Here is a 14547-nt window from a genome sequence, read left to right as displayed (position 1 = left end):
CCGGGAGAAGGTGCCCACCTCGGCGCTCTCCCGCGGGCTCGCCGGGCTCGCCGGACGTACCCTGATCGTCACACCACGCCCAGCGCGTACGCCGCGAAGAGCGCCGCCGCGGCCCCGGCCACCGCCTTGCCGCCCCGGGAGAAGGCCGTCCACGGGCCGTCGAACCGGCGGGTGTACCAGCCGATCGCCACCAGCACGGCGCCGAACAGCGGCAGCAGCGCCAGCCGGGCGGCCACCCAGCCGAGCGAGTCCGGCGCGGTGGTCAGCCCGGGGACGGCGCCCAGGACGGCCGCGCCGGGCACGGCGACGGCGAGCATCGCGCTCTGGTGCCAGCAGAAGATCGTCATCGCCGACAGGTTGACCACCACGACCGGCAGCCAGAGCAGCGGACGGCGGGTCAGCAGCCGGCCCAGCCGCTCCCGCAGCAGCACCGCGGCACCGCACTGGAACGCGGCCAGGGCGAGCACCAGCAGGGACGGCGGGTGCGAGTTGGTCCGCTCGGCCCCGGGCACGCCGACCATGCTGGCCGGGTAGTGGAAGACCAGCAGCAGCGCGGCGAACAGCGCGCCGCCGCCGAGCAGCAGCACCCGGGCCGCCGGGCGGCCGAGCCGGCCCTGCGCCCAGAGCACGCCCAGCTGGTAGCCGAACAGCCAGCCCGGCAGGATGTTCAGCAGCGCGACCCAGGACGGCACCGCCCCGGCCCACGGCCCGTAGCGCAGCAGGTCGACGGCGGCGACCGAGGCCACCAGCAGGCCGGCCGACCAGCCGCCCAGCCGGCGCCCGGCGGCCACGCAGAGCGGGGTGAGCGCGGTCAGCCCCAGGTAGACCCCGATGTACCAGAGCGGCTGCACCACCAGGGTGGCGCCGGTGCGCAGGGTGTCCGCCGGGACGCCGAGCGCGGGCAGCAGCGGGATCAGCGCTGCCCAGACGGCCGTCACCCCGAGCACCGGGCGCAGCAGCCGGACGCTCCGGGCCAGCAGCCAGCCGCCGTAGGTCACGCCCCTGGCCCGGGCCCGCTCCAGCGAGCGGACCGAGGAGTGGCCGCCGACCAGGAAGAACACCCCGAGCATCTGGAGCACCCAGCTGGCCGGGGCGAAGAAGCCGAGGGTGGAGAGCGGGCTGGCGTTGTGCAGGACGCCGTCGGGGGAGCGGGTGAAGCCGCCGAGCATCCAGTGGCCGACCGGGACGGCGAGCAGGGCGAGGGCGCGCAGCCCGTCCAGGGCTCGGCCGCGGTCGGCCGGGGTCTTCGCGTCGACCCGCGCGGCGGCGCGGCGCAGGGCGGTGAGTGGCACGGCGGTGAGCGGCCGCGCGGGTCGGGGCGGCCGGGCGGTGCGGGGCGGCGCGGTGCGGGGTCGGGTGGGCAGGGTGCTGGCCATGGTGGTGCTCCTTCCGGTGCGGGCGGTCAGGCGCGGCCGAGCGCGACGGCGGCGTAGGCGGCGAGGGAGGCGGTGCCGGGGGCGAAGTAGCCGTTGTGGCCGTGGGATCCGGTGGCGGGCAGCGGGCGGGCGCCGAAGCCGGGGGCGGTCGGGTCGGCGCCGTGGCCGAGGCCGAGCAGCCGGACGTTGGGCACGTCACCGATCCAGTCGGAGCCGTTGCGGGCGGTGGCCCAGAGCGGGACGCCGGGGTCGAGCTCGGCGGCCGAGTCGATGCCCATGCCGGGCGAGCCGAGCACCACCACGCCGGAGGCCTGCGCGGGGGTGGGGCGGGCCAGGCCGCAGACCACCGAGCCGTAGCTGTGGCAGAACAGGGTGGGCGGGGCCTGCGGGCGGGTGCTGGCGGCGAGCCCGTCGAGCAGCCGGGTGAGGCGGGGGGCGCCGGCCCGGGCCAGGTTCTCGGTGGCGGCGTCCGGGCCGAGACCGAGCGGGGTGGTGTAGCCGGCCCAGGCGATCACGGCGGTCCGCCGGTCGGTGGCGTCCAGGAGCGCGCGGGCCATGCCGGCCGGGGTGCCGTACGGGTTGGTGGTGCGGTCGAAGCGGAGCAGGTCGATGTCCGAGCCGGGGACGACCACGGCGGTGCGGCGGGCGGTGGCCAGGTCGCCGTACACCTCGGCGACCTGGCCGCGGCCGCGCGGGTCGAAGGCGAGGATCTGCCGGCCGCCGTCGAGCAGGGCGCGGTAGCGCTCGGCGCGGGTGCGGGCGGCCTCGTGGTCCTGCGGGGTGAGGGCCGGGTCGGCGGCCCGGGCGAGTTCGCGGGTGCGCTCGGCGGTCAGGGCCAGCGCGTTGGCCCGGTACCGGAGGGCGACCGGGGCGCCGTCCAGGTTGCCGACCACCAGCGGGTGACGGGCGGCCAGGGCGTCCTGCTGGGCGGGGCCCAGTCCGGCGAAGAAGGCGGCCACCCGGGCCGGGTCGGTGGTGGCCGGGTCGGGCAGCGGCCGGCCGAGCGAGGCGTCGGCCGTCCAGGCGGCGCTGCCGGGCGGCGGGCCGGTGACGGGGGTCTGGGTGTCGGCGGCCCAGCCGCCCGTGCCGAGCACCACCGCCAGTGCCGCCACGGCGGCGGCGAGCGCCCGTCCGACCCGGATTCCGCGCATGTCCCTGTTCCCCCTCGTCCGTCCGGCCGCCGACTCGGTTCGGCTGCCGACGGAGAGGAAGGTAGGAACGCGACGGCCCCGCGGACGTCACACCGCGGGGCCAACTCCCGGGTGCTACCCGGGTATCAGGAGGATTTCCCCCCTCGCGGGAGGGGGGTCACCGGGGTGGGGGCAGCCCCCCTACTCTCCGGGGGTCACCAGCCCGGACTCGTAGGCCAGGACCACCGCCTGGGCGCGGTCGCGCAGGCCGAGCTTGGCGAGGATGCGCCCGATGTGAGTCTTGACGGTCTGCTCGGCGAGGACCAGCGCGGCGGCTATCTCCTGGTTGGACAGGCCGCGGGCGATCAGCTCCAGCACCTCGGTCTCGCGCGGGGTCAGGCCGTTGAGCCGCACCTTGGGGTCGCGGCGCCGCGCCGGGCGGGTGCGGGCGAAGTCCTCGATCAGCCGGCGGGTCACCGAGGGGGCGAGCAGCGCCTCGCCCGCCGCGACCACCCGGACCGCGGCGATCAGGTCGGCCGGCGGGGCGTCCTTGAGCAGGAAGCCGCTGGCCCCGGCGCGCAGCGCCTCGTACACGTAGTCGTCCACGTCGAAGGTGGTCAGCATCAGCACCTTGGGCCGGTGGGCGCCCGGCACGGCCGGGTCGAGCAGCCGCCGGGCCGCCTCCAGGCCGTCCATGACGGGCATCCGGACGTCCATCAGCACCAGGTCCGGGTGGGTGCGGCCGTTGACCTCCAGGGCCTGGGCGCCGTCCGCCGCGTCCCCCACCACGTCGATGTCGCTCTGGGCGTTGAGCAGGGCCGCGAAGCCCGCGCGCACCATGGCCTGGTCGTCGACGATGATCACGCGGATGGTCATGCGGTGGTCTCCCGGGGGGTGTCTGGGCGGTCGAGGGGCAGGACGGCGGCCACCTTGAAGCCGCCGTCCGGCAGCGGGCCGGTGTCCAGCCTGCCATCGAGCAGCCGGACGCGTTCCCGCATTCCGACCAGACCCTGTCCGGTGCCCTCGACCGAGGCCTCCAGCGACTCGGTGCGCTCCGGCGGCGGCCCGTTGACCACCGTCACCAGCAGCGCCGGACCGTCCGTGGTCAGTGACACCCAGGTCCGTGCGCCGGGGGCGTGCCGCACCACGTTGGCCAGCGCCTCCTGCACGATCCGGTAGGCGGACAGGCCGACGGCCTGCGGCACCAGGTCCACCGTGCCCGGCTCCACCGCCAGCTCGGCCGGCACCCCGGCCCGGCCCACCGTCTCGACCAGCTGGGCGAGTTGGCCGACCCCGGGCTGCGGGGCCTTCTCCCCGCCGGACTCCTCGCTGCGCAGCACGCCGAGCAGCCGGCGCATCTCGGCCAGCGACTCGCGGGCGGTGCCGGCTATCGCGCCGAACTCCTCGGCGGCCTCGTCCGGGACCCCGGTGATCCGGTACGGCGCGCTGGCCGCCTGCACCGCGATCACCGACATGTGGTGCGCCACCACGTCGTGCAACTCCCGTGCGATCCGGGCGCGTTCCTCCAGCAGGGTGCGGCGCTCGCGCTCGACCTCGCTGATCTGCTCCTGCTCGGAGAGCAGCCGGCGCGCCTCGGCGCGTTCCCGCAGGGCTCCGCCGAGCACCAGGACGGCGCCGGTCAGGGCGGTCGCGAGGACGGTGTTGTCCCCGGTGTAGTCGGCGCCGAGCCCGGCGACCGACAGGGCGAGCCCGGCGCCGGCGGTGACCAGCCAGACCGCGACCAGGGTGCGCCGCGGTTCGCGGAGGGAGAGCGGGACCATCAGGAACAGGTAGCCGACCAGGCCGGTGGGGATCCACGGCCAGGGGCCGCCGGTCCCGCTCCCGGTGGTCAGGGCCAGCAGGGCGGCCAGCAGGTGGGTGCCGCCGATCATCCACCAGGCGGCCAGCGGCCGGCTCACCGCGAGCAGCAGCGGGACGGTCTGGGCGACCGCGAGGGCGCCGGCGAGTCCCCCGCTGAGCCCGTAGTCGCCGGTCATCACGTTGATCCCGCTGGGCAGCAGCGAAGCGATCGCGGCCACCGCGAGGGCGTACGGGAGGTGGTGGACCCACGGGCGGGACGACCGGACCAGCAGCGGGGTGTGGTCGGCGGACGGCCGGGCGAGCGTGGTGAGCAGGGCCCGCACCGCGCCGCCCGGGCCGGACCCGGTGGAGGAGTTGATCATCCGGCCAGATTAGGGGCGCGGCGGCCGCCGGGCGTCCGTCCGGGGGACGGTATCCGCGGTAGTACTCCGGTACGACCCGGCGCTCAGGCGTGCCAGTGGCCGGCCAGGGCCGGGCCGAGCTGGTCGAAGTGGCGCTCGATCACCGCGACCATGCCCTCGGGCCCGGCCGGCTCCTGCTCGGCGCTCCAGGACAGGTGGGCGGCGCGCACCAGGCTGCCGAAGACGGCGGCGAGCACGACCGGGCGCAGGTCCTCGGCCGGGTCCAGGCCCTCGCGCTCGGCGAGCACCTGGACCACCAGCCGCTCCTGTTCGGTGACCCGGCGCAGGTGGGCGGCGAGCAGCGGGGGCGTCTCCTCGATGATCCGCAGCAGTTCCAGGGCGCTGCCGATCGAGCCGGGGCCGGAGATCTCCGCGCTGCCGAGGTCGCGCCAGGCCTTGACGATCGAGGCGCGCAGGGCCTGGAGCGGGGTCTCCTCGGCCGGGCGGCGGCGCAGGCACTCGATGAAGTAGTCCTCGGCGACGGCCATCACGGCGAGCGCGACCTCGTCCTTGTTGGCGAAGTAGCGGAAGAAGGTGCGCTGGGAGACGTCGACGGCGGAGGCGATCTCGTCGACGGTCGTGTGGGCGAAGCCCTGCCGGAGGAAGAGCAGGTGGGCGGCCTGGATCAGGGCGTAGCGGGTCTGCTGCTTCTTGCGCTCGCGCAGTCCGGGCGCGCGCCCGGGGCCCTCCGGGGCGTCGGTGGTGCGGGGGGTGTGAGCGGCCATGGCGGGGGCCTTCCGGAGCGCGGGGTGTGGCGGGTGGGAGCACAACCCTAGCGCTCTGACAAATGGCAGTTGTGGCCAGAAGTCACTGTTTGCCGAATGTCAGGGGCTGACATAATCTGCCGGGGTGGCGCCCGTCGGGCCGGGGCACCTGTGGGGACGGGTGGGCCGGGGCGCCACCACCACGTCCCGCACCAGCCACGCCCCCGGAGGGCCCAGATGAGCCAGTCCGTCGTGAAGAACTCCGAGGCGGACGCACCGTCGCCGCCGAACCCACCGTCGGGGGGCGGCCTCAAGGGGCACCCCTGGCTGACCCTGCTGACCGTCGCGGTCGGCGTCATGATGGTCGCGCTGGACGGCACGATCGTCGCCATCGCCAACCCGGTGATCCAGGAGAAGCTGCACGCGGCGCCCTCCGAGATCCAGTGGGTCACCAGCGGCTACCTGCTGGCCCTGGCGGTCTTCCTGATCACCGCCGGCAAGATCGGTGACCGGTTCGGCCACAAGAACACCTTCCTGGTGGGCGCGGTGGGCTTCGCCGCCACCTCGGCCGCGATCGGCTTCGCCGGCAACATCCAGACCGTGATCGCCTTCCGGGTGCTCCAGGGCCTGTTCGGCGCGCTGCTCCAGCCGGCCGCGCTCGGCCTGCTGCGCGGGGCCTTCCCGGCCGAGAAGCTCAACATGGCGATCGGCATCTGGGGCGGCGTGATCGGCGCCTCCACCGCGGCCGGCCCGATCGTCGGCGGCCTGCTGGTCGAGCACGTCAACTGGGAGTCGGTGTTCTTCATCAACATCCCGGTCGGCCTGATCGCGCTGGCGCTGGGCCTGTGGGTCCTCCGGGACGTCCGGGCCGAGAACGCCGCCAAGTCCTTCGACCTGCCCGGCATCGCGCTGCTCTCGGTCGGCATGTTCGCGCTGGTCTTCGGCATCATCAAGGCCCCCGAGTGGGGCTGGGGCGACGCGAAGACGCTGCTGTTCCTGGGCGGCGCGGTGGTCCTGATGGTGCTGTTCGCGCTCTGGCAGGGCAAGGCCCGCGAGCCGCTGATCCCGCTCAGCCTGTTCCGCTCGGTGCCGCTGTCGGCGGGCGTGCTGCTGATGGTGCTGATGGCCTTCGCGTTCTTCGGCGCGCTCTTCTTCGTGACCTTCTACCTCCAGAACGTGCACGGGATGAAGCCGGTCGAGGCCGGCGTCCACCTGCTGCCGATGACCGGCATGATGATCGTCGGCTCGCCGCTGGCCGGCATCGCGATCGGCAAGCTGGGCCCGCGCATCCCGATCGTGGCCGGCATGCTGATCACCACCGCCGCGATGTTCGGCATGTCCACGCTGGAGACCGACTCCGGCAACGGCGTGATGTCGCTCTGGTTCGTCCTGCTGGGCCTCGGCCTCAGCCCGGTCATGGTCGGCGCCACCGAGGTGGTCGTCGGCAACGCCCCGCTGGAGCTGTCCGGCGTGGCCGGCGGCCTCCAGCAGGCCGCGATGCAGGTCGGCGGCAGCCTCGGCACCGCGGCGCTGGGCGCGCTGATGGCCGCCAAGGTCGGCGACGTGCTGCCGGGCAACTGGGCTAAGGCCGGCCTGCCGCCGGTCGAGGGCGAGGCGGGCGAGGGCCTCAAGCAGGCCGCCCAGCTCGGCTTCGCCCCGCCGGCCCCGGCCGGCACCCCGCAGCAGGCGGTGGACGCGATGGCCGGAGCCGTGCACGAGTCCTTCGTCAGCGGCATGTCGCTCGCCTTCGCGGTGGCCGCCGTGGTGGCCTTCGCCGCCGCCCTGCTCGGCCTGTTCACCCGCCGCGGCGCCACCGACGCGGGCCCGGCCGTGCACATCTGACGGCCGCGTAGCGGCTGGGCCGCGTAGCGCCGCGTCCCCGTAACGCCGAGCCGCGCAACGCCGAGCCGCGCAACGCCACGGCCCCGGACTCGCTGGAGTCCGGGGCCGTCGTGGTTCCCCGGGCGGGGGGTGCGTCCGCCGGTCAGGCGCGGGTGAGCGCCACCAGCGGGACGGTGCGGGCCTCCGAGCGGAAGCCGGCGAACTGCGGCTGGGCGGCGATCTGGCGGGCCCAGAGCGCCTCGTGCTCGGCCGGGTCGACGGTGGTCGCGAGCGCCGGGTAGCGGTCGGCCCCGACCTCGACGGTGACCTCCGGGCGGGCGACCAGGTTGCGGTACCAGACCGGGTCCGTCGCGCTGCCGCCGTTGGAGGCGAAGACCACCAGCCGCTCGCCGTCCGCCAGGTAGACCAGCGGGGTGGTGCGCGGCTCGCCGCTGCGGGCGCCGACCACGGTGAGCAGGAGCAGCGTGGCGTCGGCGAGTCCGCCGGTGACCGCGCCCCCGTTCGTCCGGAACTCGGCGATCACCTGGCGGTTGAACTCACCCGCGCCGTCGGCGGGTTCGGGGTGCTGGGGGTTCGGGACCGGATTCGTCATGGCAGCGACGTTAGGATCTGACATCCATGTGACATTCAAGCCGAGCCCGGCGGATGTGAGGGGGATCACATGAAGATCGGGGAGCTGTCCCGGCTGACCGGGGTCAGCCCGCGCCTGCTGCGCTACTACGAGGAGCAGGGGCTGCTGGTCAGCGCGCGCCCGGGCGGCGGCCACCGGCGGTACGCGGCGGACGCCCCGGAGACCGTCCGCCGGATCCGGCACCTGCTGGCGGCGGGCCTGCCGACGGCGGTGATCCGGGAGGTGCTGCCCTGCGTGGAGGGGGTGGGCGCGGACGACGTCCCGGCGCTGGCCGCCTGCACCCGCCGGTACCTGCGAGGGCAGCTGGACGGCGTCAACGAGCGGATCTCCGAGCTGCAGCGCAACCGCGACTCGCTGACCGCGCTGCTGGAGCTGAGCGAGCGCACGGCGGCCTGAGCGGTCGCCGGCCGGAGCACAGGGCGCCCACCACGCCGAAGGGCCGGACCCCCCGAGGGGAGTCCGGCCCTTCAGTGTCTAGCGGGCGATCAGGCCTCGCCGCCGGCGGCACCCGGGTCGGCCGCGGCCACGTCCAGCAGCTGGTAGCGGTCGATCGCGTCCTTCAGCGCCGAGCGGTCGATCTTGCCCTGCTTGGCGAGCTCGGTGAGCACCGCCAGGACGACCGACTGCGCGTCGATGTGGAAGAAGCGACGGGCCGCGCCACGGGTGTCGGCGAAGCCGAAGCCGTCGGCGCCCAGCGACTGGTACTGACCCGGCACCCAGCGGGCGATCTGGTCCGGCACCGCGCGCATCCAGTCGGACACCGCGACGACCGGGCCCTCGGCGCCCTGGAGCTTCTGGGTGACGTACGGCACGCGCTGCTGCTCCTCGGGGTGCAGCAGGTTGAACTCCTCGGCCTCCACCGCGTCGCGGCGCAGCTCGTTCCAGGAGGTCGCGGACCAGACGTCGGCCTTGACGTTCCACTCCTCGGCGAGGATGCGCTGGGCCTCCAGGGCCCACGGCACGGCCACGCCGGAGGCGAGGATCTGGGCCGGGATCTGGCCGGCGGTGCCCGGAGCGTACTTGTGCAGACCCTTGAGGATGCCCTCGACGTCCACGTTCTCGGGCTCGGCCGGCATCTTGATCGGCTCGTTGTAGACGGTGAGGTAGTAGAACACGTCCTCGCCGTGCGGGTGCTCCTCGCTGGAGCCGTACATCCGGCGCAGACCGTCCTGGACGATGTGCGCGATCTCGAAGCCGTACGCCGGGTCGTACGCGACGACGCCCGGGTTGGTCGAGGCCAGCAGGTGCGAGTGGCCGTCGGCGTGCTGCAGGCCCTCACCGGTCAGCGTGGTGCGGCCGGCGGTGGCGCCCAGCACGAAGCCGCGGGCCAGCTGGTCGGCCATCTGCCAGAACTGGTCGCCGGTGCGCTGGAACCCGAACATCGAGTAGAAGACGTACACCGGGATCAGCGGCTCGCCGTGGGTGGCGTAGGACGAGCCGGCGGCGATCAGCGAGGCGGTACAGCCCGCCTCGGAGATGCCGTCGTGCAGCATCTGGCCGGTCGGCGACTCCTTGTAGGCGAGGAGCAGGTCCCGGTCGACCGACTCGTAGGTCTGGCCGAGCGGGTTGTAGATCTTCGCCGACGGGAAGAGCGAGTCCATGCCGAAGGTGCGGTACTCGTCCGGCGCGATCGGCACGAAGCGGTTGCCGATGCCCTTGTCCCGCATGAGGTCCTTGAGCAGCCGGACGAACGCCATGGTGGTGGCGATGGTCTGGTTGCCGGAGCCCTTCTTGACCGCCTTGTAGGCGTCGTCGCCGGGCAGCTCCAGCTTCCGCGGGCGGACCTTGCGGGTCGGCACGTAGCCGCCGAGCTCCTCCCGGCGGTCGTGCATGTACTGGATCTCCTCCGAGTCGCGGCCCGGGTGGTAGTACGGCGGGAGGCCGTCCTCGAGCTGCTTGTCGGTGATCGGCAGGTGCAGCCGGTCGCGGAAGCGCTTCAGGTCCTCGACCGTCAGCTTCTTCATCTGGTGGGTGGCGTTGCGGCCCTCGAAGTTGGGGCCCAGCGTCCAGCCCTTGACCGTCTGGGCGAGGATGACCGTCGGCTGGCCCTTGTGCTCGCGGGCCGCCTTGAACGCCGCGTAGATCTTCTTGTGGTCGTGGCCGCCGCGACCCAGGTGCTGGATCTGCTGGTCGGTCATGTTCTCGACCATGGCGCGCAGGCGCAGGTCGCCGCCGAAGAAGTGCTCGCGGATGTACGCACCGGTCTCGGTGGCGTAGGTCTGGAACTGGCCGTCCACCGTGGTGTTCAGCTTGTTGACCAGGATGCCGTCGCGGTCCTGCGCGAGCAGCGGGTCCCAGCTGCGGTCCCAGACCAGCTTGATCACGTTCCAGCCGGCGCCGCGGAACTGCGACTCCAGCTCCTGGATGATCTTGCCGTTGCCGCGGACCGGGCCGTCCAGGCGCTGGAGGTTGCAGTTGACCACGAAGGTCAGGTTGTCCAGGCCCTCGCGGGCGGCCAGGGACAGCTGGCCGAGCGACTCGGGCTCGTCCATCTCGCCGTCGCCCAGGAAGGCGTAGACCTGCGAGTCGGAGGTGTCCTTGATGCCGCGGTGCTCCAGGTAGCGGTTCATCCGGGCCTGGTAGATCGCGCCGAGCGGGCCGAGGCCCATCGAGACGGTCGGGAACTCCCAGAAGTCCGGCATCAGCCGCGGGTGCGGGTAGCTGGAGAGGCCGTACGGGGCCTTCGACTTCTCCTGGCGGAACGCGTCGAGCTGCTGCTCGGTGAGCCGGTCCAGCAGGAAGGCGCGGGCGTAGATGCCGGGCGAGGCGTGGCCCTGGAAGAAGACCTGGTCGCCGGACTCGCCCTCGGCGTCCTTGCCGCGGAAGAAGTAGTTGAAGCCGACGTCGTACAGCGACGCGGAGGAGGCGAAGGTGGCGATGTGGCCACCGACACCGATGCCCGGGCGCTGCGCCCGGGAGACCATGACGGCCGCGTTCCACCGGGTCGCGTTGAGGATCTTCCGCTCGATCTCCTCGTTGCCGGGGAAGAACGGCTCGTCCTTGGTCGCGATGGTGTTGACGTAGTCCGTGCTGCGCATCTCGGGCACGGCGACACGCTTCTCGCGGGCGCGCTCGATCAGCCGCAGCATCAGGTAGCGGGCGCGCTCACGCCCCCGCTCGTCGATGGCCGCGTCGAGCGACTCCAGCCATTCCGCGGTCTCCTCGGGATCGAAGTCCGGGACCTGACTCGGAAGGCCGCCAATGATGATCGGGTTGCGATCGGATCCGGAAGCCACGCTGTTCCTTCACTGTCGGTCGAAACTGAGGTGTGTCGCGCCGCCTCCATCGTGCTACCGCGCTCGGAGATCCGTCATCTCTACCGATCGGTAACCGTTCCGTCTGGTGGGCGGGCCGGTCTGGCGGCGTGCGGTGCGGGCGTCTTCGTCCGCTCCGCACACCCCCGGGTGTTACGAAAAGAGGTGGTCCGACCTGGTGTCCCGTCCGCCCGATGGCGGGCGGCCGGGGTGAGGGCCAACAGGAGACTCTACGCCCGCGCACGCGCGGACCCCGAATGCCGTTCGCATCTCGGGCACGCGTACGGCCTGTGGGCCGGGACCACCCGAAGCATCCTCGGCGCATGCGGAAAAGGGCAAATCGGTGTGATTCCCGCCACGCCGCGCGGCGTGTCCCGCTGCGACACGTCAACCTTTGGAGGGGATCGGGGGTCGGGTACTTGCGCGAACCGCCGCGCCCGTGTGGACTACGGCCACAGCCTCGGCATGGACGCCGAGCCGAATACTGGAGGTTATTCCCGTGAGCGCGACCGCGGACCCCGCGGACAAGTCCAACCCGGCGACCCGTCTCGGCTTCGAAGAGGGCCAGATCGTCCAGGAGCTGGGGTACGACGAAGACACCGACCAGGACCTCCGCGAGGGCATCGAGGAGATCACCGGTGAGGAACTCGTCGACGAGGACTACGACGACGTCGCCGACGCCGTCCTGCTGTGGCACCGCGACGACGACGGGGACCTCACCGACGCCCTCGTCGACGCGCTGGAGTACCTCGCTGAGGGCGGCCTGATCTGGCTGATGACGCCCAAGACCGGGCGTGACGGCCACATCGAGGCCTCCGACATCAGCGACGCGGCCAAGACCGCGGGCCTCTCCCAGACCAGCTCGATCAACATCGTCAAGGACTGGGCGGCCACCCGGCTGGCGACCAAGTCCACGCCGCCGAAGGGCGGCGGCAAGCGCTGATCGGGCCCTGAAGCCCCGTCTCGGGCCCCGTCGGAGGAACCCCCTCCGGTGGGGCCCGCGGCATGTCCGGCGCCCCGGCCGACCGTGCCCGGAGCCCCCGGCCGACCGCGCCCGTCGGGCCGGTCCCGCGTCCGCGGCCGGCGCCCCGGGACGGCCCGCCGGAGCGTTCGCGGACGGCGAACGGGACGGGGCCGCGGCCGCCCGCCTCATCCGTTCGGCGGAACGGCCGTAAGCGGATGCGAGGATGTGCCCTGCCGCGCCCGCCGCGCGGCGCGGTCGCGTCAGAAAGGTCCCGTCCATGGCCATCGAGGTCGGCTCCCAGGCTCCGGACTTCGAGCTCAGCAACCAGCACGGCGAGGCCGTCCGGCTCTCCGACTTCCGCGGCGCGAAGAACGTCGTCCTGGTCTTCTACCCGTTCGCCTTCACCGGCGTCTGCACCGGCGAGCTGGGCGCGATCCAGCGGGAGCTGGCGGGCCTGCAGAACGACACCGTGCAGGTGCTCGGCCTGTCCTGCGACTCGCAGTTCTCCCAGCGGGTGTTCGCCGACCGGGAGGGCCTCGACTTCCCGCTGCTGGCCGACTTCTGGCCGCACGGCGAGGTCGCCCGGGCGTACGGCGTCCTGGACGAGGAGCGGGGCTGCCCGCTGCGCGGGACCTTCGTGGTCGACACCGCGGGCACGGTGCGCTGGAGCGTCGTCAACGGCCTCCCGGACGCCCGGGACGAGCGGGAGTACCTGAAGGTCCTCGCGGGGCTCTGAGGCCCCGCTCCGGGCCCCGGGCGGTCCGCCGCGCCCTCGCGGGCACCCGCCGGCCGGGTGCCGTGGGGACGTGTCCGGCCTGATCAGGGGTGCGGACGGGAACCCCGTACTACGCTCGGGCCGTTGGCGGAGTGGGGTGCGGGGGCCGATGGGCCTCCCGACGCCCCGGACCGCACCACCGGGGGCACCACTGGACGTGCCTCCCGATTCTTGGAGGACTAGTGGGAGTCAGCCTCAGCAAGGGCGGCAACGTCTCGCTCACCAAGGAGGCACCGGGCCTCACCGCCGTGCTCGTCGGTCTGGGCTGGGACGTCCGGACCACCACCGGTGCGGACTTCGACCTGGACGCCAGCGCCCTGCTGTGCAACGCCCAGGGCAAGGTCGCCTCGGACGGCAACTTCGTGTTCTTCAACAACCTGAAGAGCCCGGACGGCTCGGTCGAGCACACCGGCGACAACCTGACCGGTGCGGGCGAGGGCGACGACGAGGCGATCAAGGTCAACCTGGTCGGCGTGCCGGCGGACGTGGACAAGATCGTCTTCCCGGTGTCGATCTACGACGCCGAGACCCGCGGCCAGAACTTCGGCCAGGTGCGCAACGCGTTCATCCGCGTGGTGAACCAGGCCGACAACACGGAGCTGGCCCGCTACGACCTCTCCGAGGACGCCTCCACCGAGACCGCGATGGTCTTCGGCGAGCTGTACCGCAACGGCGCCGAGTGGAAGTTCCGCGCCATCGGCCAGGGCTACGCCTCCGGCCTGCGCGGCATCGCGCAGGACTTCGGCGTCAACGTCTGAGCCCTCGCCGGCACCCTGCGGCGCGGGCTTCGCGCCGTACTCCCGGGGCGGCCCCGGACCTCCGCGGTCCGGGGCCGCCCCGGTTCCGTCCGCCCCGGTGCGGAGCCGGTCCGTCGCGCTGCGAGGATGTGAGTTCAGGAAGTTCAGCCGACCGGAGCCGGTCGGCCGGGGCCGCGGGGGATTACACCTGGATGGCGCCCCGGGAGAAGCAAGGGAGGAAGAACGTCATGGTGGTCACGCTCGCCAAGGGCGGCAACGTCTCGCTCACCAAGGCCGCGCCGAACCTGACGCAGGTCCAGATCGGCCTCGGCTGGTCCGCCCGTTCGACCACGGGCGCCCCGTTCGACCTCGACGCGAGCGCCCTGCTCTGCGGTGGCGGACGAGTGCTCGGCGACGAGTACTTCGTCTTCTACAACAACCTCAAGAGCCCCGAGGGCTCGGTGGAGCACCAGGGCGACAACCTCACCGGCGGCGACGACACGGGTGACGACGAGGTGGTCCTGGTCAACCTGGACCTCGTCCCGGTGCAGGCCGACAAGGTGGTCTTCGCGGTCTCGATCTACGAGGCCGAGGCGCGGCTCCAGAACTTCGGTCAGGTCCGCAACGCCTACATCCGGGTCGTCAACTCGGTCGACGGCCAGGAGGTCGCCCGCTACGACCTGTCCGAGGACGCGTCCAGCGAGACTGCGATGATCTTCGGCGAGCTGTACCGCTACGCGGGCGAGTGGAAGTTCCGCGCGGTGGGCCAGGGGTACGCCTCCGGCCTGCGTGGCATCGCGCTCGACTTCGGCGTGAACGTACAGTAAGGGCGGAAATCCGACTTGTCGCACCCGACCCGATCATGAGAACTGAGGGCGGTGCGGGGGTGACCTGACCGGGCCCGGCCCGGTC

General features: G+C 73.2%; 13 protein-coding genes and 1 pseudogene. 7 read left to right on the top strand and 7 right to left on the bottom strand.

The window, feature by feature from the left end; all coding sequences use genetic code 11:
* A pseudogene (locus ABZW03_RS11570) lies at window positions 1-70 on the top strand (MogA/MoaB family molybdenum cofactor biosynthesis protein); the annotation flags it as partial.
* Here ABZW03_RS11570 and ABZW03_RS11565 read toward each other — a convergent pair.
* From ABZW03_RS11565 to ABZW03_RS11545, 5 genes are all read right to left on the bottom strand, one after another.
* Window positions 69-1376 (bottom strand): acyltransferase, encoded by a 1308-nt coding sequence (locus ABZW03_RS11565; protein WP_355255145.1) that lies wholly within the window; start codon window positions 1374-1376, stop codon window positions 69-71. The pseudogene ABZW03_RS11570 and the gene ABZW03_RS11565 overlap by 2 nt on opposite strands.
* Window positions 1377-1402: 26 nt before the next feature.
* On the bottom strand, window positions 1403-2527 hold the full coding sequence (locus ABZW03_RS11560) for an alpha/beta hydrolase (RefSeq protein WP_355255142.1): 1125 nt from the start codon (window positions 2525-2527) through the stop codon (window positions 1403-1405).
* A 180-nt stretch (window positions 2528-2707) separates the two neighbouring features.
* Window positions 2708-3382: a response regulator transcription factor gene (locus tag ABZW03_RS11555; RefSeq protein ID WP_355255139.1), complete on the bottom strand. Its 675-nt coding sequence runs from the start codon at window positions 3380-3382 to the stop codon at window positions 2708-2710.
* Window positions 3379-4689: a sensor histidine kinase gene (locus ABZW03_RS11550; protein ID WP_355255136.1), complete on the bottom strand. Its 1311-nt coding sequence runs from the start codon at window positions 4687-4689 to the stop codon at window positions 3379-3381. Before ABZW03_RS11550 ends, ABZW03_RS11555 begins: the two co-directional genes overlap by 4 nt.
* 83 nt (window positions 4690-4772) lie before the next feature.
* Window positions 4773-5453, bottom strand: coding sequence for a TetR family transcriptional regulator (locus ABZW03_RS11545; protein ID WP_355255133.1), 681 nt, complete (start codon window positions 5451-5453; stop codon window positions 4773-4775).
* A gap of 216 nt (window positions 5454-5669) precedes the next feature.
* Between ABZW03_RS11545 and ABZW03_RS11540 the strand changes: the two genes are divergently transcribed.
* Window positions 5670-7274: an MFS transporter gene (locus tag ABZW03_RS11540; RefSeq protein WP_355255130.1), complete on the top strand. Its 1605-nt coding sequence runs from the start codon at window positions 5670-5672 to the stop codon at window positions 7272-7274.
* A gap of 142 nt (window positions 7275-7416) precedes the next feature.
* On the opposite strand, the gene ABZW03_RS11535 is transcribed toward ABZW03_RS11540, so the two are convergent.
* Window positions 7417-7866, bottom strand: a complete 450-nt coding sequence (locus tag ABZW03_RS11535; RefSeq protein ID WP_355255128.1) for a nitroreductase/quinone reductase family protein — start codon at window positions 7864-7866, stop codon at window positions 7417-7419.
* Between the two features lie 69 nt (window positions 7867-7935).
* Here ABZW03_RS11535 and ABZW03_RS11530 point away from each other — a divergent pair, with 69 nt between their 5' ends.
* A complete protein-coding gene (locus ABZW03_RS11530) occupies window positions 7936-8301 on the top strand; it encodes a MerR family transcriptional regulator (RefSeq protein ID WP_355255125.1) in 366 nt (121 codons plus the stop codon).
* Window positions 8302-8390: 89 nt separating this feature from the next.
* Here the strand turns inward: ABZW03_RS11530 and aceE are convergent, their stop codons facing one another.
* Window positions 8391-11141, bottom strand: coding sequence for a pyruvate dehydrogenase (acetyl-transferring), homodimeric type (aceE, locus tag ABZW03_RS11525; protein WP_355255122.1), 2751 nt, complete (start codon window positions 11139-11141; stop codon window positions 8391-8393).
* 517 nt (window positions 11142-11658) lie between these two features.
* Here aceE and ABZW03_RS11520 point away from each other — a divergent pair.
* From ABZW03_RS11520 to ABZW03_RS11505, 4 genes are all read left to right on the top strand, one after another.
* Complete coding sequence (locus ABZW03_RS11520; RefSeq protein ID WP_355255119.1) at window positions 11659-12102, top strand: DUF3052 domain-containing protein; 444 nt, start codon at window positions 11659-11661, stop codon at window positions 12100-12102.
* A 298-nt stretch (window positions 12103-12400) separates the two neighbouring features.
* On the top strand, window positions 12401-12859 hold the full coding sequence (locus tag ABZW03_RS11515; RefSeq protein ID WP_355255117.1) for a peroxiredoxin: 459 nt from the start codon (window positions 12401-12403) through the stop codon (window positions 12857-12859).
* Window positions 12860-13080: 221 nt separating this feature from the next.
* Window positions 13081-13656: a TerD family protein gene (locus ABZW03_RS11510; RefSeq protein ID WP_355255114.1), complete on the top strand. Its 576-nt coding sequence runs from the start codon at window positions 13081-13083 to the stop codon at window positions 13654-13656.
* Between the two features lie 227 nt (window positions 13657-13883).
* The gene (locus ABZW03_RS11505; protein ID WP_355255111.1) at window positions 13884-14462 is read left to right on the top strand and encodes a TerD family protein; all 579 of its coding nucleotides are present in this window, start codon (window positions 13884-13886) and stop codon (window positions 14460-14462) included.
* The last annotated feature ends 85 nt before the right edge of the window (window positions 14463-14547 follow it).

Source organism: Kitasatospora sp. NPDC004799 (assembly GCF_040609095.1).
Taxonomy (GTDB): Bacteria; Actinomycetota; Actinomycetes; order Streptomycetales; family Streptomycetaceae; genus Kitasatospora.
This window is presented reverse-complemented; position numbering and strand designations above follow the sequence as displayed.

Bases quoted from the DNA above. Each gene is read 5' to 3' on its own strand.
- ABZW03_RS11560 (WP_355255142.1), bottom strand. From the start codon at position 2,527: ATGCGCGGAATCCGGGTCGGACGGGCGCTCGCCGCCGCCGTGGCGGCA.
- ABZW03_RS11540 (WP_355255130.1), top strand. From the start codon at position 5,670: ATGAGCCAGTCCGTCGTGAAGAACTCCGAGGCGGACGCACCGTCGCCG.
- ABZW03_RS11555 (WP_355255139.1), bottom strand. From the start codon at position 3,382: ATGACCATCCGCGTGATCATCGTCGACGACCAGGCCATGGTGCGCGCG.
- ABZW03_RS11565 (WP_355255145.1), bottom strand. From the start codon at position 1,376: ATGGCCAGCACCCTGCCCACCCGACCCCGCACCGCGCCGCCCCGCACC.
- ABZW03_RS11530 (WP_355255125.1), top strand. From the start codon at position 7,936: ATGAAGATCGGGGAGCTGTCCCGGCTGACCGGGGTCAGCCCGCGCCTG.
- ABZW03_RS11550 (WP_355255136.1), bottom strand. From the start codon at position 4,689: ATGATCAACTCCTCCACCGGGTCCGGCCCGGGCGGCGCGGTGCGGGCC.
- ABZW03_RS11545 (WP_355255133.1), bottom strand. From the start codon at position 5,453: ATGGCCGCTCACACCCCCCGCACCACCGACGCCCCGGAGGGCCCCGGG.
- ABZW03_RS11505 (WP_355255111.1), top strand. From the start codon at position 13,884: ATGGTGGTCACGCTCGCCAAGGGCGGCAACGTCTCGCTCACCAAGGCC.
- ABZW03_RS11535 (WP_355255128.1), bottom strand. From the start codon at position 7,866: ATGACGAATCCGGTCCCGAACCCCCAGCACCCCGAACCCGCCGACGGC.
- ABZW03_RS11515 (WP_355255117.1), top strand. From the start codon at position 12,401: ATGGCCATCGAGGTCGGCTCCCAGGCTCCGGACTTCGAGCTCAGCAAC.